Source organism: Streptomyces sp. NPDC018964 (assembly GCF_044390325.1).
GTDB lineage: Bacteria > Actinomycetota > Actinomycetes > Streptomycetales > Streptomycetaceae > Streptomyces.
In genome coordinates this window covers 174,353-195,052 of record NZ_JBIRYZ010000005.1, presented here as the reverse complement: position 1 = coordinate 195,052, position 20,700 = coordinate 174,353, and the positions used below count along the sequence as shown (strand labels likewise).

General features: G+C 72.8%; 14 protein-coding genes and 1 pseudogene. 9 read left to right on the top strand and 6 right to left on the bottom strand.

The window, feature by feature from the left end; genetic code table 11:
- The first annotated feature begins 27 nt into the window (after positions 1-27).
- Positions 28-1,065, top strand: coding sequence for a hypothetical protein (locus ACH5AO_RS10650; protein ID WP_398923874.1), 1,038 nt, complete (start codon positions 28-30; stop codon positions 1,063-1,065).
- Positions 1,066-1,198: 133 nt separating this feature from the next.
- On the opposite strand, the gene ACH5AO_RS10645 is transcribed toward ACH5AO_RS10650, so the two are convergent.
- Positions 1,199-2,062 (bottom strand): BTAD domain-containing putative transcriptional regulator, encoded by an 864-nt coding sequence (locus ACH5AO_RS10645; protein ID WP_398923873.1) that lies wholly within the window; start codon positions 2,060-2,062, stop codon positions 1,199-1,201.
- Between the two features lie 361 nt (positions 2,063-2,423).
- Between ACH5AO_RS10645 and ACH5AO_RS10640 the strand changes: the two genes are divergently transcribed.
- From ACH5AO_RS10640 to ACH5AO_RS10630, 3 genes are all read left to right on the top strand, one after another.
- Positions 2,424-3,239 carry a 2-amino-3,7-dideoxy-D-threo-hept-6-ulosonate synthase gene (locus ACH5AO_RS10640; protein ID WP_398923872.1) on the top strand — a complete coding sequence of 272 codons (816 nt, stop codon included), beginning with the start codon at positions 2,424-2,426 and terminating at the stop codon, positions 3,237-3,239.
- The gene (locus ACH5AO_RS10635; protein WP_398923871.1) at positions 3,236-4,339 is read left to right on the top strand and encodes a 3-dehydroquinate synthase II family protein; all 1,104 of its coding nucleotides are present in this window, start codon (positions 3,236-3,238) and stop codon (positions 4,337-4,339) included. The genes ACH5AO_RS10640 and ACH5AO_RS10635 overlap by 4 nt, the downstream gene beginning before the upstream one ends.
- Positions 4,340-4,418: 79 nt before the next feature.
- Entirely contained in the window at positions 4,419-4,868 is a 450-nt protein-coding gene (locus tag ACH5AO_RS10630; protein WP_361738329.1) for a hypothetical protein, read from the top strand.
- 275 nt (positions 4,869-5,143) lie between these two features.
- Here the strand turns inward: ACH5AO_RS10630 and ACH5AO_RS10625 are convergent.
- The 4 genes and pseudogenes from ACH5AO_RS10625 to ACH5AO_RS10610 form a co-directional block, all read right to left on the bottom strand.
- Positions 5,144-6,389, bottom strand: a pseudogene (locus tag ACH5AO_RS10625) (IS701 family transposase).
- 158 nt (positions 6,390-6,547) lie between these two features.
- Positions 6,548-7,798: an MFS transporter gene (locus ACH5AO_RS10620; RefSeq protein ID WP_398923870.1), complete on the bottom strand. Its 1,251-nt coding sequence runs from the start codon at positions 7,796-7,798 to the stop codon at positions 6,548-6,550.
- Positions 7,795-9,081 (bottom strand): JmjC domain-containing protein, encoded by a 1,287-nt coding sequence (locus ACH5AO_RS10615; protein ID WP_361738323.1) that lies wholly within the window; start codon positions 9,079-9,081, stop codon positions 7,795-7,797. The genes ACH5AO_RS10620 and ACH5AO_RS10615 overlap by 4 nt, the downstream gene beginning before the upstream one ends.
- Before the next feature lie 58 nt (positions 9,082-9,139).
- On the bottom strand, positions 9,140-10,237 hold the full coding sequence (locus ACH5AO_RS10610; protein ID WP_398923869.1) for a SagB/ThcOx family dehydrogenase: 1,098 nt from the start codon (positions 10,235-10,237) through the stop codon (positions 9,140-9,142).
- Between the two features lie 121 nt (positions 10,238-10,358).
- On the opposite strand from ACH5AO_RS10610, the gene ACH5AO_RS10605 reads away from it, so the two are divergent.
- Positions 10,359-10,610: a hypothetical protein gene (locus tag ACH5AO_RS10605; RefSeq protein ID WP_398923868.1), complete on the top strand. Its 252-nt coding sequence runs from the start codon at positions 10,359-10,361 to the stop codon at positions 10,608-10,610.
- Positions 10,611-11,003: 393 nt separating this feature from the next.
- On the opposite strand, the gene ACH5AO_RS10600 is transcribed toward ACH5AO_RS10605, so the two are convergent.
- The gene (locus ACH5AO_RS10600) at positions 11,004-14,360 is read right to left on the bottom strand and encodes a CHAT domain-containing protein (RefSeq protein WP_398923867.1); all 3,357 of its coding nucleotides are present in this window, start codon (positions 14,358-14,360) and stop codon (positions 11,004-11,006) included.
- Positions 14,361-14,727: 367 nt separating this feature from the next.
- Here ACH5AO_RS10600 and ACH5AO_RS10595 point away from each other — a divergent pair, with 367 nt between their 5' ends.
- From ACH5AO_RS10595 to ACH5AO_RS10580, 4 genes are all read left to right on the top strand, one after another.
- Positions 14,728-15,270 carry a hypothetical protein gene (locus ACH5AO_RS10595; RefSeq protein ID WP_398923866.1) on the top strand — a complete coding sequence of 181 codons (543 nt, stop codon included), beginning with the start codon at positions 14,728-14,730 and terminating at the stop codon, positions 15,268-15,270.
- Between the two features lie 112 nt (positions 15,271-15,382).
- Positions 15,383-19,189 carry a CHAT domain-containing protein gene (locus tag ACH5AO_RS10590; protein WP_398923865.1) on the top strand — a complete coding sequence of 1,269 codons (3,807 nt, stop codon included), beginning with the start codon at positions 15,383-15,385 and terminating at the stop codon, positions 19,187-19,189.
- A gap of 55 nt (positions 19,190-19,244) precedes the next feature.
- Complete coding sequence (locus tag ACH5AO_RS10585) at positions 19,245-19,970, top strand: hypothetical protein (RefSeq protein WP_398923864.1); 726 nt, start codon at positions 19,245-19,247, stop codon at positions 19,968-19,970.
- Positions 19,970-20,656 carry an RES family NAD+ phosphorylase gene (locus ACH5AO_RS10580; RefSeq protein ID WP_398923863.1) on the top strand — a complete coding sequence of 229 codons (687 nt, stop codon included), beginning with the start codon at positions 19,970-19,972 and terminating at the stop codon, positions 20,654-20,656. The genes ACH5AO_RS10585 and ACH5AO_RS10580 overlap by 1 nt, the downstream gene beginning before the upstream one ends.
- Positions 20,657-20,700: the final 44 nt, after the last annotated feature.

Genomic DNA, 20,700 nt, shown 5'->3' with positions numbered 1-20,700 from the left:
CGCATGTTCCCGGAGGTACACCGAGCAATGAGCCCCGACGAGTGCCTCGTGCCCGTGTTCGGCTCCGAACTGTCCGCCGTGGAAGTAGTACCGATCGCCCGCCTGCTGCTGGCCGACTCCCCTCGCTGCGGGGGCGAGGACCACGAACACGTCCGTCTGCTCGCCGAATCGGAGGCGCCGCTGCCGCCGATCACCGTGCACCGTCCGTCCATGCGGGTCATCGACGGCGCGCACCGACTGCTGGCCGCCCGGTGGCGCGGCAGGCACGAGATCCAGGTGCGGTTCTTCGACGGGCCGACGGAGGACGCGTTCATCCTCGCGGTCGAGGCCAACGTCAGACACGGGCTGCCACTGTCCGCGGCCGAGCGCGCCACTGCCGCGATCCGCATCCTCCGCACGCACCCGGAGTGGTCCGACCGCGCCATCGCCTCCATCACCGGTCTGTCGGCCAAGACGGTCGCCGCCCAACGCCTCAAGGTCCAGGGTGACGCGGGTCGGACGGGCCGCATCGGCAAGGACGGCCGGGTCCGTCCGCTCAGCAGCGCCGAGGGACGCAGGATCGCGGCCCGGCTCATCGCCGAGGATCCGTCCGCGTCACTGCGCAGCATCGCCAGGAGGGCCGGCATCGCGCCGGGAACGGTCCGTGACGTGCGCGACAGACTGCGGCGCGGAGAGGACCCCGTGCCGTCCAGACCGCAGCCGGCGCAGGCCACTCCCACGGCCGTGCCCGCGTCGCGGCCCGCCCCGCCGCGCCTGGTCGTCCACCGGGACACGGCGTCCCTGTCGGCCGAGGCCCGTGAGGCGATGTTCCGCAGCCTGTGCCGGGATCCGTCCCTGCGGATGACCGAGACCGGGCGTCTGCTGCTGCGGATGATGGAGGTCCACATGGCCGCGGACCACCGGCACATCGCCGCGGCGGTGCCGGCGCACTGCGCGGAGTCGATCTCCGCGATGGCCACGGCCTGCGCGGAGGTCTGGCAGGAGCTGGCCACCCTGGTCAAGGAGTCCGCGCCCGCCCCGTCGTCCCCCCAGGCGCCTCCGTGGAGCGCCACCCCCGCCGTATAGGACCCGTCGGACGGCCGACGGCGGTTTGCGGCCCCGGGAACGACCGTTCCCGGGGCCGCAAACCGCCGCCGGTGCGCCGGTTCACCGGTGCGGGTGCTCGGTGCTCCCGAGGGCCCCGCGGGCGGAGCCGGTCTCAGACGACGAGGGCGTCCGAGTTCAGGATGGCCAGTTGAAGGTCCTGGAGCGGGGCTCCGGGTTCGATTCCGATCTCCTCCACGAGGCGCACCCGCAGACCGCGCAGGACCTCCAGGGCCTCGGCCCGCCGGCCACCGAGCGCGAGCGCCCGTACGTACTGGTGGTGCAGGGCCTCGTGGAGCGGGTGCTCCCGGGTGACGGCGGCGAGCTGGGTGATGGCCCGCTGGTGCAGACCGGCCTTGATCTGGGCCTCGGCCCGTATCGCTATGGCGTCGAGTCTGGATTCCTCGAACAGCCTCCGCTTGGAGTCGAGTACGCGACCGGCCGGCGCGTCCGCCAGCGCGTCTCCCCGCCACAATTCCAGGGCGGCGTCCAGCAGTCCGATGCCCTCGAGTGTCTTCCCCTCGCCCAGCGCTCTACGGCCGAGCATCGTCAGCCGCTGGAACTCCAGCCAGTCAAGCTGGAGTTGGTCGCCTTTCAGGCAGTAACCACCGGATCCGGTCACCAGTACCTCCTGGGAGATCCGGGTGGCGGAGTGCCCGATGACCCGGGCCAGCAGTTTTCGGCAGTTCAGGATGTACGTCTGCAGGGTGCGCAGACCCGTCACGGGCGGGTTCTCCTGCCACAGCTCCCGCACCAGGCCCTGGACCGGGACCACCTGGTCGGTATGGACCAGCAACATGGCCAGGACCGTTCGTATCTTCGGTGCGACCGCGACGGCTTCGACCGCCCCCTCGACACCGATGTGCAGGGCACCCAGAACCCTGGCCTGCACACGGGGTGGAGCGCTCTCTGCCCGGGGGGCCTCGCGTGCGATGTGAAAATCGAGGCAGAGGTCGGCCGCATAGTTCGTTTGGTGCATCTGTCCCCCATCACTCGAATCCGGTCACCTGTTGCCAGTAATTCGGCCACATGAATTGACTGAGCGATCCAAAGGTAACAGCCCCCTTCCGCTTACCCGGATCGATTTCGGCCGACCTGGCTGTAAACATATGAAGCTTTTGCGCAAGCTGCTTCTCGCCTGTGCAACCGAGGAACTTCCTCGGTTGCACAGACAGCCGTGTGACCTGCGGTTCGAACGGTGCGAAGCGTCCGCCTCGGAATCCCGAGCTGTAATTCAACGATTCCTTCAACTGTTTCTTGAACGCCCTCTGTGACGCTGCAAGCGCCCCGCCGAAACCAACCTCCGCCTGTTCCAAACCAGCCGGCAGAAGGAGCACCCGATGGCGCGCGCACCATTAACCGGTAGAGCATTACGTCTGGCCAGGCTGTCCGGTCATGACGACGGACGACTTCTTCTCGTCCCCCTGGACCACTCGGTGTCCGACGGCCCCGTCGTCACGGCCGCGGGCTTCGGCGGTCTGATACGCGAGATCGTGGACGGCGGAGCGGACGGCATCGTCGTGCACAAGGGCCGGGCCCGGCTGATCGATCCCGAGATGTTCACCACCTGCTCGCTGGTCGTCCACCTCAGCGCCAGTACCGCGCTCGGCCCCGACAGCAACGCCAAGGTCCTGGTCGGGGACGTCGAGGAGGCGGTCCGGCTGGGAGCGGACGCGGTCAGCGTCCACGTGAACATCGGAGCCGACACGGAGTCCGTGCAACTCGCGGACCTGGGCACGGTCGCGGCGGCGTGCGACCGGTGGAGCGTGCCCCTGCTCGCCATGGTCTACCCGCGCGGCCCGAGACTGACCGGACCCGCCTCCCCCGAGCAGGTGGCACACGTGGCCAACATCGCCGCCGACCTCGGCGCCGACGTGGTCAAGACGGTCTTCGCGGGACCGGCGGAACGCATGGCCGAGGCCGTCGCCGCCTCACCCGTGCCGATCCTGGTGGCGGGTGGCGCCGCCGACGGGCAGAGCCTGGCCGAATTCGCCCGCACCGCGTTGGCCGCCGGTTGCCGCGGCCTCGCCGTGGGGCGGCGCGTCTTCTCCTCCCGCACTCCGGGTCGTGTGGTCCGCGAACTCGCCGACATCGTGCACGGCCCGGCCGGAACCCCCGATTCCCTCCCTTCCCGACACATGGCAGGTGTGATGTGAAGCTCAGCTGGATCGACATCCGCAACGTCGGCTCCGCGAAGGACGCCATCCTCCAAGAAGCGATTCACGCGCGCGTCGACGGCATCCTCGCCGCGGCCCCCGAGGACCTGGAGCATCTGCCGCCGACCGTGAAGAAGATCCTGTTCCCCCAGGACCGGCCGCTGCCGGAGGACTTCGGTGCCGCGGACGTGGTCGTCGTCGATCCGGCCAAGCACGGGGACCCCGCCGAGCTGGCCGGACGTCACCCGGACGTCGAGTTCGGGCGGTACGTGGAGATCAAGGACGCCGAGACCCTGGAGGACGCCTGCCGGTCCGGCCGCACGGACAAGTGGAGCCTGCTGTTCTTCCGCGATCCCACGAAGATCCCGCTGGAGATCGTGATCGCCGCGGCGGCCGGGGCGAAGGGCAGCCTGATCACGGTCGCGCAGGACGTCGAGGAAGCCGAGATCATCTTCGGTGTGCTGGAGCTGGGCTCGGACGGGGTGCTCATGGCCCCGGCCCGGGTGGGCGACGCCACGGCGCTGAGGCAGGCGGCCGAGGTCGACATACCCGATCTGACCCTCGTCGAGCTCGAGATCACGGCGACGGCCCACGTGGGCATGGGCGAGCGGGCCTGCGTGGACACCGCCACGTATTTCCGCGAGGACGAGGGCATCCTCGTCGGCTCGCACTCCAAGGGCATGATCCTCTGCGTCAGCGAGACCCACCCCCTGCCGTACATGCCCACCCGGCCGTTCCGCGTCAACGCCGGGGCGATCCACTCGTACACGCTCGCCAAGGACCGGCGCACCAGTTACCTGAGCGAGCTGAAGTCGGGCAGCAAGGTCACCGCGGTGGACATCCACGGCCGGACCCGGCTGGTGACCGTGGGCCGCGTCAAGATCGAGTCCCGCCCGCTGCTGTCCATCGACGCCATCGGGCCCGACGGGCGCACCGCCAACCTGATCCTCCAGGACGACTGGCACGTCCGGGTCCTCGGGCCGGGAGGTTCGGTGCTCAACAGCACCGAACTCAAGCCCGGCGACAAGGTGCTCGGCTACCTGCCGGTGGAAGACCGTCACGTCGGCTACCCGATCGACGAGTTCTGCCTGGAGAAGTGAGTCCACCCGGCCGGGGCGCACCCCCTCGCCCCGGCCGGGTCCGCCCCGGACCGCACGGAAGGCATAGGGAGAGTGCCTCATGCTCAGCACACACGCTTCCCCGTATCCGGCGGGCCCCCGGCCGGCGCGGCGGCGACGGACGGCGCTCGAACGACGCGGTCTCGCCCTCCGATTCGTCATGATCATCGGGGATCAGCGGCTGGCCGAGGCCCGCCACGTCCTGTGCGACCAGGACACCGTGGTGGTGGACTTCCCCGAGTCGTCCGTCCGCATCGGCCTGTCCAGGCTGCTGCCCGAGCCGGACGGAGGCATCGTGCTGGACTGCCGCGTCCACCTCCACGACGAGGACGGCACCCCGCGCGGGTCCACCTCCACCTCGTGGCAGCGGGTGCTCACCGGCCGGCCGGGCGCCCTGCACCAGAGGGAGGCGCTGCTGCGCGAGGTGGTGGCGGCCAGGAGCCGGGTCCCCGACCGGGCCGTCGCCCGTCCGGAACTGGCGTCGCTGCGCTACCTGGCGGCAGCGGTGTGAACGAAGCCCTGTGCGCCCGGGCCCACCGTGGTGGGCCCGGGCGCACAGGGCACCGCGGCTCTCCGGACAGGCACCCCTCCCGCCCGGACACCTCCTAGTACTCCAGCCGGACTTCTGTATTTGTCCTGGTCAACGGTCTGGCGGTGGGAAGTGTAGCGGGGGTTCGGCAGGTGCGGGACGGTCTTGGGCCGGCTGTCCCGCCAACGGGTGCCCGCGCCGCATGTAATGACAGCGCCGGGCACGGGCTTGGTGACGGCGTCGCCACCGGGACCAGTTCACCGCGTGGTCGCGGCGTGCAGGACGGCGGCAGGGTTCAACTGCCGGCAGACGACGGATTTCGGCTGGTGTGAGAGCCACGAGGTCGGGTGTGTCGGCCTCGTGGCCCCCTTTTCGCGCTCCTGCACGGCCATCACGGCGAGGAAGGCGGGGGCGAGCATGGCGAGCGTGATGTGCCGGTACCAGCCCACGTAGCGACGGACCTCGTACTGGTCCAGGCCGCACTCGTTCTTCGCGCTCTGGAAGCACTCCTCGATCTTCCAACGGCTTCCGGCAACGCGGACCAGGTCGGTGACGGTGGCTTCCAGCGGGGTGCAGGCGAGGTAGTAGGCGATCTCGTCGGGCTTGCCGATGCTGCGGCGGGCCGGCATCCACCGCTGCCTGGTCGGCTCGTCACCATCGGATTCGGTCGCTGCGGGCAGGCGGGCGGCGGCCCAGTCGTAGAACCGTTCGCCCTTGGCCCCCGGCCCGCCGACAGACGTTGCCAGGCCTCGGGCGGGGCCTGAGCGATGAGATGGTCGATGCGCGGGCCGTTCACCTGCTGCGACTTGGGCACGGCGACGACGTGAGCGAGCTGTGTGTCTTCCAGGAAACGCCGGAAGCGGGAGTCCTGTCCGTAGGCGGAATCCGCGGTGACCCAGGCGATGGGCAGTGGGGAGTCCAGGGCGCGACGAATCATGTCGCGGGCGAGGTCGCCCTTGGTGGCGAAGGTGCGCTCGTCGGGGATGCGGGCTGCTCGGCAGCGTTCCCGGTCCTCCGTCCAGGACCGGGGCAGGTAGAGCTCGCGGTCGACCAGAGCGTGGCCGCGGATGGTGGCGTAGGCGGCGAAGACGCCGATCTGGCAATTCTCGGTGCGGCCGGCCGTGCCGGAGTATTGACGCTGCACTCCGGCGGAAGTGGTGCCCTTCTTCACGAAGCCGGTGTCGTCGAGGATCAACACACCCTTTGGATGGCCGAGTTGTTCGGCCACGTAGGCCTGCAGGTCGTCGCGCAGGCCGTCGGTGTCCCAGCGGCTGTGGGAGAGCAGGTGCTGCAGACCGTGCGGGGTGTCGTGGCCGGCATACTCGGCGAGCTGCCTGGGGGTACCCCCTCTGGGGGACTGTTCTTTCGGCCGACCGGGCCGAGCAGCCCACGGACGTAGTCCCGCATCCGCCGACGTGGCTCCACCCGCGTGAAGCGGGCTCCGGTCCGTAAGAAGAGTTCTTCGAGTTCCAGGTCCCAGGCATTCGTCGGTACGTCGTGGATCACGACAACGAACTGCTCATCGCGTTGTGATTACATGCGGCGCGGGCACCCGTTGGCGGGACAGCCGGCCCAAGACCGTCCCGCACCTGCCGAACCCCCGCTACACTTCCCACCGCCAGACCGTTGACCAGGACAAATACAGAAGTCCGGCTGGAGTACTAGGAGCCGGCGCGGTCCTCGAAGCGCGCCACGCCGGGCACGGCCAGGCACAGGAGGCTCGACGCGGCGACCACGGCGCCTCCGGCGACGAGGGTGCCGGTCATGCCCAGCCAGGAGACCATGGGGCCGACGAGCGCGAACCCGACCGGCAGGAGCGCGTACGCGCCGAGCTGGTCCAGGGCGAAGACCTTGCCCAGCAGCGCGTCGGGGAAGGCGCGTTGCAACGCGGAGATCCAGTACACGAAGTAGAGCTCGACCACGAAGCCGCCCAGCGCGAAGCAGAGCAGCACCGCGGGCAGCGGGAACGGCGCGGCCAGACTCAGCGGCACCAGCGCGTACCCGGTCAGCGCGAGCATCGACACGGCTCCCCGGGCCCTGGGCTGCCAGCGCCCCGCCAGCGCGATCGCCGGGAGCGCGCCGGCCCCCATGGCGGCCAGCACGACGCCGTACGCCACATCGCCGCCGAAGTCGCGCCGTGCCACGATCGGCAGGAGCGTGAGCGCGGTCGCCGAGCCGGCGAACAGGTGCAGGCACACCGTGCCCATGACGGCCATCACCCAGGGACGCCGGCGGATGGCCCGGAGCCCGGCGGCCACCTCACCGAGTACGGACGCACGGGCGGCCGCCGAGGGCCTGGAGTCCGACACCCGCAGGACACAGAACGCGGCCAGCGCGAACACGGCGCTGGTCACCAGCAACGCGGGCCGCACCCCGATCAGGGTCACCGCGGTCACCCCGACCAGCGCACCGCCGACGGCGGCGCCCCGCTGCGCCGCGGAGACCAGGGCGTTGCCACGTTCCAGGAGGCTGTCGGGCAGCAGGTTCGGCAGCAGCGAGCGCGACGCCGGCCGGGAGAGGGCCTCGCCGGCGCCGACCACGGCGGTGATCAGGGGCAGGACGCCCAGGGGCAGCCAGGTGAGGAGGACCGCGGTGACGAGCAGGACGACCGAGCGGAAGCCGTCGGCCGCGATCAGGATGCGGGTGCGGCGCAGCCGGTCCGCGATCACACCGCCGGCCAGCAGGCACACCACCAGGGCCACGCCCCGGCCGGCCAGCACCAGGCCGACCTGCGCCGCACCGCCCCCCTCGTGCAGGACGTACAGGCTGAGGGCCACCGGGAACACCTGGTCGCCGACGGCCCCGCTGGCCTGTCCCGCCCACAGCCGCAGGAACTGCGGGTGGTCCCGTAACTTCCCGCCGCCCGCCGTGTCCTCGTCGACGCGGCCGGCCGCGGTGGTGTCTTCCGTCATGAGTCGTCCGGATCGCTTTCTCTTCCCGGTGCGCCCTCCGGCCGCACCGCCTCCTGCGCTGTGGTGGCGTGCCAGGGCGCGGCGGAGGGAGGCAGCAGCAGACCGATGTCGACCAGCGCCGCGGCCACCTTTCGCGCGTCGTCCTCGCCCAGGGCCGCGGTGAGCCCCGCCATGTCCGCGACCTGATCACGGTGCAACGCCGCCAGGAAGGGCGACACCGACGCGGGCAGCCGCACCCGGCGGTTCCCCACCGACAGCTGAACTCCATCCTTCACGGAAGCCGTGTGAAAGTACACGCCCGCCCGCAGCCGGTGGACACCCTGAGGCCGTACGCCCTCCGGCAGGGGCAGAAACGGCACGGGTTCCGGCGTCTGTTCCCGGAACGCCGCTTTCCGCAGCGCCCACAGCACGTCTTCCGGAGCCGCGTCGGCGGCCAGCGCCGCGAGCCGTTCGCCGGCTTCCCTGAGCAGGTTCCGCGCGAGTCCGGGGTCGGCGACGAGTCCGTCGGTGTCGACGCCGACGCGCATCCAGTCGTCGTCGACCGCCTTGCGCACGAGCTCGCCGAGCAGATCGTGCCGGGTGATCGTCGAGACGGCGACGGTGAGATGGATGGACAGCGTGTCCCGCGCCATCGGCGAGTGCATCGTCCCCCGCGGCAGGTACAGGCTGTCGCCGGCCCGCAGCACCAGATCCGCGAGCGGCCGGCTGGCCGCGCGCATCTCCTCACGCCGCCGCGCCGGAACGTCGAACCAGGCGTGGGCCGGCAGGGGGTCGGGCAGCGGCGGCGTACGCAACAGCCACCGCTTGTCGCCCGCTATCTGCAGCACCAGCACGTCCTGGACGTCGAAGTGCAGATCCACCCCTTGGGAGCCGGGCGGTGTGACGAACGCGTTGACCTTGACGGGGTGACCGATCTCGGCCGCCAGTTCATGTGCGAAGCGCCGTATCGGGGGGTGGAAGCGGTGCAGGGAGCGCACGATCAGGGTCTGTCCCGAGGCGAGCGCGTGACGAATGCCGTCGGTGTCGGGGAACGGCGGGGTGCCGGGAGCGTCACCCGATTCGGCGACGCAGCCCCGGGTCACGTCGCCTTCCACGCCGTCACGCACCAGTCGGAGCGAAGAGGTGCGCAGCCCGCCCGAGAGCAGCTCCTCCAGGACGTGGGGGGAGAACAGGTCGGTGAAGTCGTCCGGCAGATCGGCGGCTCGGGTGTGCACATGTCGGTGACCGAACACCGACGCGCGGAACTCGTCCGGCGGCAGTGCGACACAGCGCTTCAGACTCATGACCCACTCCTGCGGCAGATGGCCCGGTGCAGGGGGCGGACCACGGTGAACCGCCGTGTCATCGCACCGCTCCCGGGCTCGGGAAGGCGAAGTCGGCCGGGAGCAGCGAGGCGGGCGCCTCCGGAACCCCCGCGGCCAACAGATAGACGGCGAACTCGTCGTCGGGGTCGACACCCAGGAACCGCTCCACCTGGCTGTCGGCGAAGGCGACGGTCTGGAAGGGGCCGAGGCCCAGAGCCGTGGCGGCCAGCGCGAAGGTCTGGGCGTAGTGCCCGGCGTCGTACATCCACAGGCGATAGGCGCGCGGGTGACGGTACTTCCAGGCCAGACGGTTGGCGACGGCCGTGGTGAGAATGGTGAACGCACCCTGGTAGGAGGCTTCCTGGTGATATGTCAGGTCGGCCAGCCGCGCCCGGTCGGCCCGGGCGTCCAGGAGTTCCAGCGCGTGGCGCACCACCGAGTAGTGGTACAGGCCGGGCGGGACGCCGGTGACGTTGTGGACGACGACGTACGCCTCGACTTCGTGGCGGCCGCCGGCCGAAGCGCTCACCCGGCACTGCTGCACCCCGAAGTCCCCGCCGTCGATGAACCGGTGCGGCGCGAAGCTGTGGAAGAGCAGTGTCGCGAGCTGGTCGAGGGAGACGGGGGCGTCCGCGAACCGGCGGTGGGTGCGCCGCCCGGCGAAGACGTCGTCCACCGGCGCGGTCAGGGGCAGGGGCCTGCGCGGCAACAGCACGACGGGGCTGTCCGCGTACTCCTTGAACGCCGCGGGGGCGTCGCCCCCGGCGAGGATCGCCTCCGCCTCGTCGGCCCGCCGGGGCGAGTCCACGAGATAGTCGACGTCCCGCGCCTCGACGTGGAAGCGCTGCGTCAGGCCGCCCCAGTGCTGCCACAGGGCCGGAACCCGGCGGTTGTCGTCCACGGCGGTGAGCACCCCGAGCCGGAGCAGACCGGTCACCGCCTGGCGCACCTGGGCCTCGTGCTGTGAGCCGAACGCGCCCGCCAGCTCGTCCAGGTCGATTCCGTCCCCGGCCCGGTCCAGCACCTTGCGCAGATCGTCCGAGAGCCTGATCCACTGCGCCCGCCCCGGGACGCCGACCTCCAGTCCCTCGGGAAGCCATCGCAGAACCAGGTGTTCGGGACGGCGGACCTTCATTCACGTCTCCCTCTCGGCGACCGCGCCGGCGACCGCGCTCCAGATGTGGTCCGGCTGTGACGCCTGGGCATCACAGCCGGACTTACCGTTCGTCCGCGCGGGACGATCAGGTGGACGGGTGGTGCAGCAGCACCTGGCCGTCCTCGACGATCTCGATGTCGAGCTCCATTTCTGTCACCTCCTGTTACTTGGTCAGCGGTTTTCCGACGTGTCGACGGAGAGAAAAGAGAGCCCATTCCCAGCCTGGGCCGCTATTCGTTCCGCCGACGTGTTCGACATTAGGCCCGGCGTTTCGGCTCAGGCAAGACGCTCCACGATTCATGGCCAAAAATGCGGCTACGGCGCGCCGGCCTCGCAGAGAAACTCCAGGTGAGGGCCTGTTTTATCGAGGCAACTCCTTCGCTCGTGGCTTCCTGATCCGACCTTCAGGGGATCGTGAAACAAGTCTTGAGCGGTTCTCGACAGGGTGCCACTAGAATCCCCCGTCCGGAAATTGAAAGGTCTCCCTTTTTCGGGAATCCATCATTTCCGGCGGGCGTGAGAATTCTCGTCGAGAGCGGATGCGCGGTGTATTGGGTTTCCCGCGACGATCCGCACGGGCGGCGGCACCCGCGGACCGTCGCCCGCACTCGGGACCGCGCCGCGTGCGGTCCCGACGCCCGGCGAGCAGGCATGGGCGCGGTGGGCGCGGCGTGCGTGGTGGCCGCAGTGTGCGTGGTGGCCGCGGTGGCCGCGGTGGAGGGCCGACGGTCCGCCCCGTCGGCCCTCAGCCGCTGTCCGAGGCGGCGCCCGTCGCGGCGGGGCCGGGGTGACCCTGGTGGATGAAGGGGGCCCAGGCGGCCGGGCGGTCCAGCCGTGGACCCCCGCGCAGCTCGCCGAGCAGGTCGTCGCCGAGCGATCCCGGATCCTCGCGGTGCGGATCGAGCATCCACATCTGCGCCGCCCTGAGCGCGTCCACCGGACTGAGACCCTCGACGGACACGTAGTGGTGGAACACGGCCATCATCAGGGCCGAGGCGGAGTCACGGGTGGCCCATCGGGAGCCCACCACGTCGCGCGCGCCACCCGCCACGAAGGCGGTCGTCAGGGTGAGCGCCTCGTCGTGGTCGCGGGTGCTCAGGTCCGTCTCGCAGGCACTGAGCACCACCAACGGGCCGTCGTACGAGCCCTGTTCACCCGTCCGGCGGCCGAGGAGCCGGGACACGGTCAGCATGCCGGGGTCCGGCCGTGCGTCCGGCCCGCCCTCGTCCGGCGGCGGTTCGGGGCGGTCCTCGGGATGCGCCAGGTGCAGCGCGGACGCCGTCGGGCTCGGCCCGGCCGAGCCGTGGCAGGCCACGTGGAGCACGGACGGGGTCCCGGCGAGCACGTCGAGGAGGTCGTCCGGGGTACCGGCGGCCTCCGGTTCGACGGGGAGGTCGTAGAGGTCTCCGTACAGCCGCGCCCCCGGGTACAGGGACCGGTGGAGCGCCGCGACCTCCAGCTCGGCGTGCGGCAGGCTCATGCTGGGATCCGCCACCAGGACGGGATCGGCGGCCGGGGCGCGCCGGGCGCGGTGGACCGTGTCGAGGAACTGCCGGCCGGACGCCGCGTAGCTGAACACCATGGCCTGGCACGCGTACGTGTGCGGTGCCCCGGCGGGCAGCCGCGCCGCGTGCCACGGGACGATGCCGAGGCGCCCGCACGGCACCAGCACGATCCTCGGCGGACCCGGCCGGTTCCTGCGCCGGTTCTCGTCGGCGGCGAGCCGCTCCGCGATGCCGCTCATGACGGGCACGATCACCGCTCCGGTCGCCCAGTCGCACAGCTCGGAGAGCGCCTCCTCCCACTCCTGTTCGGCGGACGCGTCGTGGGGCCGCGACTGGTGCCGGGCCGCCGCGTCGAGGTAGCCCTCCAGGGGGCCGCTGTGCTCACCGGAGAGCATCGGCAGCGCCCGCACGCCGGTGCCGGTGTCCGGGCCCACCACGATCGCCATGCCCGGCGTGGTGCCCCCACCGGCCAGCAGGTAGACCAGCGCGTCCGCCTCGCCCTCCGCGACCCCGGCCTTCAGCTCCTCGACCGTGGGCGTCCGGAACAGCACGCCGTCCGGCTCCCGGTGGCCGAGCGCCACCAGCGCGCGGCGCCGCAGGGAACTGGGCAGTTCACGGGGGAGCACGCCGGGCTCCCCGCCGTCGGCGGTGCCCGCCGCCCGCCACTCCCGGGCGAGTTCGTGGTGGCCCCGGGACTCCAGCAGGTCGGGGACGGCACGCGAGGTGGACGCCGCCTGCAGTACCAGCGCCCGGCCCAGTTCCAGCGCGGCCACGGCCTCCTCGACCCGGCCCTGGGAGGCGGCCCAGACGGCGGCCCGTATGCCGCGGTCGGCCCCGGACCGGGCGGCCAGCAGACCGTGGTCGGGGCCGGACTGCAGGACGACGTCACCGGCGAGCGCCTGGAGTGCCTCCAGCGCCGCGTCCGTGGCGGCGTCCCGGTCCGCCGGGTCCTGGGTGCGGGCCAGGCGGAGGCGGTGGTTCTCCGCGAGCTGCCAGAGCGCGGGGGCGGCGATGTGCGGGTGCCTGCCCTGCCGGACGCGGTCGCGGACCCGCTCCAGTTCGCCGATGGCGGCGTCCAGGTCGGCCGGATCCCCGGTCACGGAGTGCCGCAACGTCGCCGCCAGGGCGGAGAGGTAGCGGGTGTCCACGGAGGCGTCCGCGGGGAGAGGGGCGAGCTCGGGCATGAGGTCCGGTGCGTCGCCCGCGACGGCCCGGGCGGTGAGCAGCGTGTCCCTGAAGGCCTTGACCAGCGGGTCGGGCAGGCCGTGGGAGGCGGGGGACATGGAGGCCAGGGTCTCCTCCTGGTGGGCGATGCCGCGCAGGAGCGCCCCGGTGTCCCGGGTGTGCGTGCCGAGGCCGGTCAGCGCGCTGCCGAGCGCGAGCCGCACCACCGGGTGGAACGGGTGGCCGGCCGGCACGGACCGCTCGAGCGACTCCAGTTCGTCCACCAGCGCCGCGAGGTCCCCCACGGATTCCGCCTCCTCCGCCTCGCGCACCCGGAGGAGCAGGTTCAACGCCTGGTCGCCGATGAGGAGCCTGGCGGCGGCCGGGTCGGCGGCCGCCTGCTGTTCGAAGTACTCGGTGACCTGCCTCGCGTGGTCGCGGGCGGCGTCCGTGTCCTGGTGACTGCCGCCCAGCGGCCGGCCCGCCTGCAGCACCAGGCGCATCAGGGTCTCGATCTCGGGGGCCCGGCCGTGACCGTCCGGCAGCCGGTCCAGGTCCGCGCCCAGCCGCTGGAGCAGTCGGCTGATCTGCTCCGGGTCGCCCGTGCGCAGGGCGTCCATGGGGCCGAGCAGCGCGGCCAGCCAGGAACCGGTGACGGTGGTGTCGGCCTCCGGGTCCGGGGCGGCGGGGTCCGGGGCCGGGGTGCCGCCGTCGGCGGTCGCCGACGAGGTCCCGGGGGTTTCGGGGGTTTCGGGCAGGTCCTTCACCAGGCCCAGGAGCACCCGCAACTGCTCGGCGAAGGGAAGGTCCGCGGGCAGCATGCCCAGCAGCTTTTCCGGCTCGGAGAGGCCGGAGCGCGCCATGTACGACAGCAGTTCCTGGGCCTGCCCGAGCTTCTCCCGGACCTCCGGCGGCACCGGCAGCCGAGCGGCCTCCTCGGTCAGCGCGGCCAACTCCGCCACCTCTTCTTCCACCGCGCCCGAGCCCGCCTTCAGCGTCTGGTCGAAGACGGACCAGAAGTCCGGGGCCGTCCCCGGCGTGCCGACCGGTACCGACACGTCCGTCACCATCAGCAGGAACATCGCCGCCCACTGCCTGTCCTGCTCCGTCACCGCCTCGCCGGACGGTGTCGCGGGGTCCCGCGCCTCGTTCAGCAGGCGCTGCGCGCGCTCGCGGTCCTCCTGGGTGCCGTTCCCGGTGGCGTACCGGACGGCGAGCAGGGCGCCCAGACGCACGGTGACCACGCCCAGCAGCGCGTGATCGTGCTCCAGGAGGCCCCGTAGGCCCGAGAGTTCGGCCACCGGGCCGTCGAAGTCCCCGGGGGACAGGGTCCCCTCGTCCGCCCGGGAGATCACCCGGGCCGCACGCTCGGTCGCGTCGGCGGCCCAGAGCCGCAGTCCCCGGACGCCCCCGTCCGGCTCGTCGCTCACCATGCTCGCGCGTCCCCCTGTCCGCCGTCGGCGTTTCCGCACCCGCCGGCTCACCGGCCCCGTGGGCCCATGATGGCTCCGCGGCCGCTTCCGCGGTACGGCGATCGCGTCAACTCCCGGAAGAGAACCGGAAGTCGGCCAGGAGATGCCCTGAGAGGTGGTAAAGCTCCCCGAGGCTCCCGAGGTTCCCCGAAGCGCGCGGCACCGCCGTTCGCCGTGTGCGGCCGGCCGCCGGTGTCCGGTGGTCGGTGACGGGGCGAACACCGGTCGTCGTCCGGGCCGGTCGTTCACCCGGCGGAGACGTGCTGCTTCGCTGGTTTTGTGGGGGAACGGCGGAACGCGTGGAGCGAGCGCGAGGGAGGGAGGTCCCGTGGACCTCGGTGGTGCGACCGTTCCGGTGACCACGGTCGTCGGAGTCGTCGGAACGCTGCTGTCCGCGCTGCTCACCCAGCGCGCGGCGGACCGCAGCCGGCAGCGCGAGCAGGAGCGCACCGAGGAGTTGTGGGAACGGCGCAGCGAGATCCAGGAACTGCGGTCGTGCTACGTGGCGCTGAACACCGCGGGCCGGCAGTACCTGGCCGCGCTCACCGATCAGGTGCACGCGCTGGACCGTCCCGGGGAAGCGGATTCCGTACGGCAGCGGCTGACCGAGGCGCGCGACCGGTACCGGGACGTGTACGCGGAGGCCCAGATGCGGCTGCCGCAGCGCGTGCTCGAGCACGCGGGTGGCGTCAGCCACGGCCTCGGCGCGGTGTACGGCATGGTGCGGCGGCTGGACGACGGCGTCCCCCGGCGCGGGGACTCGCCCGCCGCCGTGCAGGAGGGCATCGACGCGCTGTGGGAGCGACTGCGGGGGATGCGGCGCGAGATGCGCGCCGATCTGGGCGTGTCCCGGGCGGATTCCGGGTGTTGAACGTGGAAAACGGGTGGAACGGCCACCGAGGGCCCGGCGGATCGGCATAGTACGGGTCGGAACGGGGGCCGAACCCCTTTTGTCGGCAAGGCGTGGATGGAGGCGGGTGCCGGTGGGTGACGAGGAGACCGGCGGTGTTCTGGGCCTGCGTGTCTGGGCGGCGGACGCGATGGAGCGGGCGAGACGGTCGCTGCCCGGCGCGGGGGCGGGCACACCGCCGCCGGACCACGACGCGACGGTCGCCGAACTCGACTTCCTGGTCCGCCTCCTGGACCACGACGCGGGTCTGCGCGGTGCGGTGAGCGTATGGCTGGCGGGTGCGCTGACCCTGCGGCACGCCGCCGGGGGCGGCGCGCCTGCGGACCGGGAGCGCGCGGAGCGGCTGCTGCGGGAGGTGCGGGACCGGCGGACGCCGCTGGGCGCGGCGGTGAGCGACGAGGACAGGCGGTGGGCGGCGCTGTTCCTGCTGTCGCACGTGGTGCCGTTGCGGCCGGGGCCGGGTGCGACCGGGGCGGCGCCCGACCTCTCCGCCCTCCTGGAACGGGTCATACGGGTGGGCCCCGCCGGGATGATGGCCATGGCGGCGGAGGTCGAGACGCTGACGGCGGAAGTGATGGAACTGCCGCTGCCGTCACCGTTCCTGGACGAGCTGCGCCGGATGCGGGGCGTGCTCGCGATGCCCGCCGGGGCCGGGCTCACCGACCTGCTGACGGGCATGATACCCGCCGGGACACCGGCGTCCGACCAGCTGCGCCGGATGACGGAGCGACTGTTCGGCATGGACGACGCCCCCACGACGGGGCGTGCCGGCACCGCTGGTACCTCCGGCACCTCCGGCACCTCCGGCACCTCCGGCACCTCCGGCCCGGTTTCCGCGCCTGGGCGTTCCGGGACGCACGAGACGGTGACGGCCACCGGACCGGGCCCCGACCGCCCGGTTTCCGAGTCCGGTCGCGTGGATCCGGAGTCCGGTCGTGCGGATTTCGGACCGGGGCGTCCGGCTCCTGGTTCCGGTGGGCCGGCTTCCGGGCCGGGGGGTCCTGCTTCGGAGTCCGGTCGCGTGGATTCGGAGTCCGGTCGTGCGGGTTCCGGGCCGGGCCGTCCGGCTTCCGAGTCCGGTCGTGTGGATGCGGGGCCGGGGCACCCGGTTCCCGATCCCGGTCACCCGGTCGGTCCCGGGGACCGGCACGCGGACGACCCGGGGCCACGGCCCGCGCCGGAGCCCGGGGCGGACGAGGCGTCCGGATCCCGCCGGAACGCCGGGCCCACCTCACCCCCGCCTCCGTCCTCACCCCCGCCCCCGCGGCCTCCACTCACCCTCGACGACGTACGCCGGCTCACCGCCGCGCTGGACGCCGTGGGCGAGACCACGGCCGGGCTCGACGACGTGCTGAGGCGAGGCGATCCCGAGGCGCTCAACCGGCTGCTCGCCCGGCTGCGTTCCGTCCAGGACACTCCGCCGCCCGGGCTGGACGCGACGCCCGCGCTGGAGAGCCTGAGGGCGCTGCTGCTCGCCGTCAGCCCCGTCGTCGGCGGCACCTTCCAGGACCGGTCGGCGGGCCGGGCCCACATCGACACGGTCCTGGCCCACATGCGGGGGATCGCCGGGTCGTCGATACCGGGAGTGGGCGACCCCTCTGTCCTGGGCCGTGTGTTCGCGACCTTCACCCGGATTCTCGAAGCGGGCGAGACGGAGGACGTCGAACGGCTCCGTGAGCTGGTCGAGGAGGCCGAGGCGCTGGAGAAGGAGGTGCCCGAGGACCATCCGTGCCGTTTCGCGGTGCTCTCCTGCCTCGGCGCGGCCTACGGCCGGCTCGGCGCCGTCACCCAGGACAAGGAGATGCTGCTGCGGGCTCTGCCCTACACCGAACAGGGCATCACCGGCGCCAAGGGGAGCGGACTGCCGTTCACCGGCGGGCCGCCCGTACCGGACGTCCCGATGCCGGACCTGGCCCTGCTCCGCGCGGGCCTCACCGGCGAGCGGGTGGCGGTGCCCGAGGACCTCCCGCCCGAGCCTCCTGAGGGCGCCTCGGCGGAGGAGGCCGACGTCTACGCGGCCTCCCTGGGACTGCGCTTCTCCCACACCCACGATCCGGCCGACCTCGACGCCCTGGTCCGGGCGCTGGAGCGGATCCGCGACGAGGTCCGGCAGGGACGGGGGCCGCGGATCGCCGCCGACGCGCTGTGGCGGCTGGCCGAGGCGTACCACCTGCGCATGGTGCTGAGGCGGGACCCGAAGGACACCGCCTGCGTGGACGCCGCCAAGGAGGCGCTGACCGCGCTGGCCGCCGACGTCCTCCTGCAGACCGGGGCGGAGCACGGACTGCTGGCGGCACGCTCCGGGGCGAGCCGTGGACTGCGGGCCGCCCGCTGGGCGCTCACGTGCGGGAGGGTGCACGAGGCCGTGGCCGTCCTGGAACTGGGCCGGGCCCTGGTGCTGCAGGCGGCCGCCACCTCGTCGGCCGTGCCCGAACTGCTCGACGCGGCCGGACACCACGACCTCGCCGAGGCCTGGCGGACGGCCGACCCCTCCCGTGGCACCGGGGCGGCCGGGGAACCAGGCGTCCCCGGCGAACTGCCCAGTACGCTGCGCCGCCGGGCCCTCGAAGCCCTCGGCTACCGGCAGGAGGACGGCGGCCCGCTCGCCACGCCCACGCTCGCCGAGCTCGCGGACGGCGTCGCCGAGGCCGGCGCGGACGTACTCCTCTACCTGGTCCCCGGTGAGGACGAGATCCCCGGGATGGTGATCGCGGTGGGGCCGGACCTCGGGGCCGGAACGGGCGCGCTGCCCCTGCTGTCCGACGCCGGGAGCGGTCCGCTGGAGCGCTACATCGACGCGGCGGACGCGCGCGGCGACGGCCGGGAGGAGGACCCGTCCGCCGAGCGGGCCTGGGAGGACGCCCTCGGGGAGCTGTGCGACTGGGCGTTCCAGGTGCTCGGCCCGGTCCTCGCCGGCATCGAGAAACGGCTCACGGACGCCGGACGGCTCGACGGCCGGCCGCTGCGGACCGTCCTGGTGCCCTGCGGACGTCTCGGCATCGTCCCCTGGCACGCCGCACGTTTCCCGGGCGACGCTCCCTACCGCCACCTGTGCGAGACGGCGGTCGTCAGCTACGCCGCGTCCGGCGGTCAGTTCCTGCGCACGGTCGGGCGCGCACCGCGCGACCCGGCGGCCGCCCCCGTCCTGGTGGCCGACCCGACCATGGACCTGGTCCACGCCGATGTCGAGGTCAGGGCCCTGCGGGACGCCTTCTACCCGCGAGCGCGGCTGTGCGGGGAGGTCTCCGACGAGCCCGTCGGGGGACTGGGCGCCGCGACACCCGACGAGATCCTCGCGCTGCTCGCCGACGGGGCCTCGCTGCTCCACGTGGCCGCGCACGGATCGGCGGGCACGCGCCCCACGGTCTCGGCCCTGTACCTCGCCGCCCCGGAGGACCCCGCGGGTGACCCCGTCCCCGGGGCCGCGCCGGACGCCGACCAGCTGACGGTGACCCGGCTGCTCGACCGCACCGATCCGCGACGCGGCACGGCGGACGGCGCCCCGGACGGCCCGCTGGTCGTGCTGAGTGCCTGCGAGACCGACCTGAGCAACCGCGACCACGACGAGGCGCTGACCCTCACCACGGCCTTCGTCTCCCGCGGGGCACGGGACGCCGTCGGATCGCGGTGGCGGACGGCGGACAGCGCGTCGGCGCTGATGATGGCGGTCTTCCACCACCACCTGACCGTCGACGGGCTCGCCCCCGCCGACGCGCTCAGGGCGGCGCAACTGTGGATGCTCGACCCGCACCGGGAGAACCCCGGTTCGCTCGACGGCGAACTGCTGAGGGAGACGGAACGCTCCGGACTCGACCGCATCCCGCTGTGGGCCGCCTTCGTCCACCAGGGACATCCGGGCCGGAAGGAAGTAAGGAAGTGAGGACACGGACCATGACGGACGGTACGACGCACGGCACGGCAGAGGGGGGGAACGCGTGAACCACGACGGCACGGGTGGCGGCCGCGACGGAACGGAACGGCTGCTCGCCCTGATCGGTGAGCACCGGGACACCGTCCGGGACGCGCTCGACGACGAGCAGTACGCGCTGCTGCTCACCCGGCTGGCCGCTCTCGGCGACGCGGCGCCCGACGACACGAGGGCGGTCCGCAGGGCGCTGCAGGGCGTACGCCTCGCGCTGCTGCCGCTGCCGCTGGACCATCCGGTGCGCCTCGCGCTGGACTCCGTACGGCTGGTCGCGGCGCCGCCCGGGCCGTCCACCGTGGCCGGGGCGCGGGAGCTGATGGCCCGCCTGGTGCTCCCGGAGCCGACCTCCGGCACCGACGTCACCGGTGACACCGGCGTCACCGACGGCACCGGTGACGCCGCTCAGGACCAGCTCCTGAGCGCCCCGGCCCTCTCCGCCGACGAGGCGCGCGCCCGGTGCGGCGGCACGGCACCGCCTCCCGAACTGATCAGACTGACGGACGCCCGAGGCGGCGACCGCTACCCGGAGTTCCAGTTCGGCACGGGCGACGGCAGCCCCTACGAGGTGGTCCTGGAGGTCAACCGCGTGCTCCTCGCCGACATCGACCCCTGGGGCGCCGCCGCCTGGTGGCTCAGCGGGAACACCTGGCTGGGCGGAACGCCCGCGTCGCTCCTCGGCCGGCTGCCCGACCGGGAGCTGGTCGGCGCGGCCACGGCACTGGCGGAGGGGGACTGATGAACGGCTTCTTCCCCACGACACCGCTGGAGCTGCGCCCCAACCGGCAGGTGGTCCCGGCGGGCACGGAACTGTGGCGGGTGCACAAGTCCAAGTACGCGCCGGACCAGTTCAACCCGGTCCTCGCGGACGTCCACGACCACCGCGAGGGCGGCCGCTTCGACGGCACGGCGCTGGACCCGTACCACTCCCTGTACGTGGCGGCCGACCCGACCACGGCCCTCGCCGAGAGCGTGCTGCGCTCACGGCCCTTCGACCGGCGGTCCAGCATGCGGTACATCCCCTGGATCACGGTGCGGGGACGGTCGTTGAGCGCCCTGCGGACCAGGTGCGACCTGAGCCTCGTCTCACTGCTCGGGGAGCGGGACCTGGCCGCCGTCTGCCAGGACTCCACGCTCCTGGAGGACGAACGCAACTACCCGCAGGCCAGGCGCTGGGCGAGCGAGATCCGCACGCGGACGCCCGACATCGTGGGCCTGGTCTGGCAGTCCCGGCGCAACCGGCCCGAGCACGCCCTGGTGCTCTTCCACGACCGGGTCGACGGCTGCGACGGCTGTGACGGCAAACCGCTGGAGGTGCTGCCGGACGGCGGGATCGCGGACCTCGGCTCCGACGCCGGGATCGAGCGGGCGAACGAACTCCTCGAACCGCTCCGCTCGGAGATCTCCCGGCCGACGCGCCCGTGACGAACGGGACGGCGCGGCGTGCCCCGGCGTGCCCCGGCGCGCGG

Bases quoted from the DNA above. Each gene is read 5' to 3' on its own strand.
- ACH5AO_RS10650 (WP_398923874.1), top strand. From the start codon at position 28: ATGAGCCCCGACGAGTGCCTCGTGCCCGTGTTCGGCTCCGAACTGTCC.
- ACH5AO_RS10645 (WP_398923873.1), bottom strand. From the start codon at position 2,062: ATGCACCAAACGAACTATGCGGCCGACCTCTGCCTCGATTTTCACATC.
- ACH5AO_RS10640 (WP_398923872.1), top strand. From the start codon at position 2,424: ATGGCGCGCGCACCATTAACCGGTAGAGCATTACGTCTGGCCAGGCTG.
- ACH5AO_RS10630 (WP_361738329.1), top strand. From the start codon at position 4,419: ATGCTCAGCACACACGCTTCCCCGTATCCGGCGGGCCCCCGGCCGGCG.
- ACH5AO_RS10620 (WP_398923870.1), bottom strand. From the start codon at position 7,798: ATGACGGAAGACACCACCGCGGCCGGCCGCGTCGACGAGGACACGGCG.
- ACH5AO_RS10615 (WP_361738323.1), bottom strand. From the start codon at position 9,081: ATGAGTCTGAAGCGCTGTGTCGCACTGCCGCCGGACGAGTTCCGCGCG.
- ACH5AO_RS10610 (WP_398923869.1), bottom strand. From the start codon at position 10,237: ATGAAGGTCCGCCGTCCCGAACACCTGGTTCTGCGATGGCTTCCCGAG.
- ACH5AO_RS10600 (WP_398923867.1), bottom strand. From the start codon at position 14,360: ATGGTGAGCGACGAGCCGGACGGGGGCGTCCGGGGACTGCGGCTCTGG.
- ACH5AO_RS10580 (WP_398923863.1), top strand. From the start codon at position 19,970: ATGAACGGCTTCTTCCCCACGACACCGCTGGAGCTGCGCCCCAACCGG.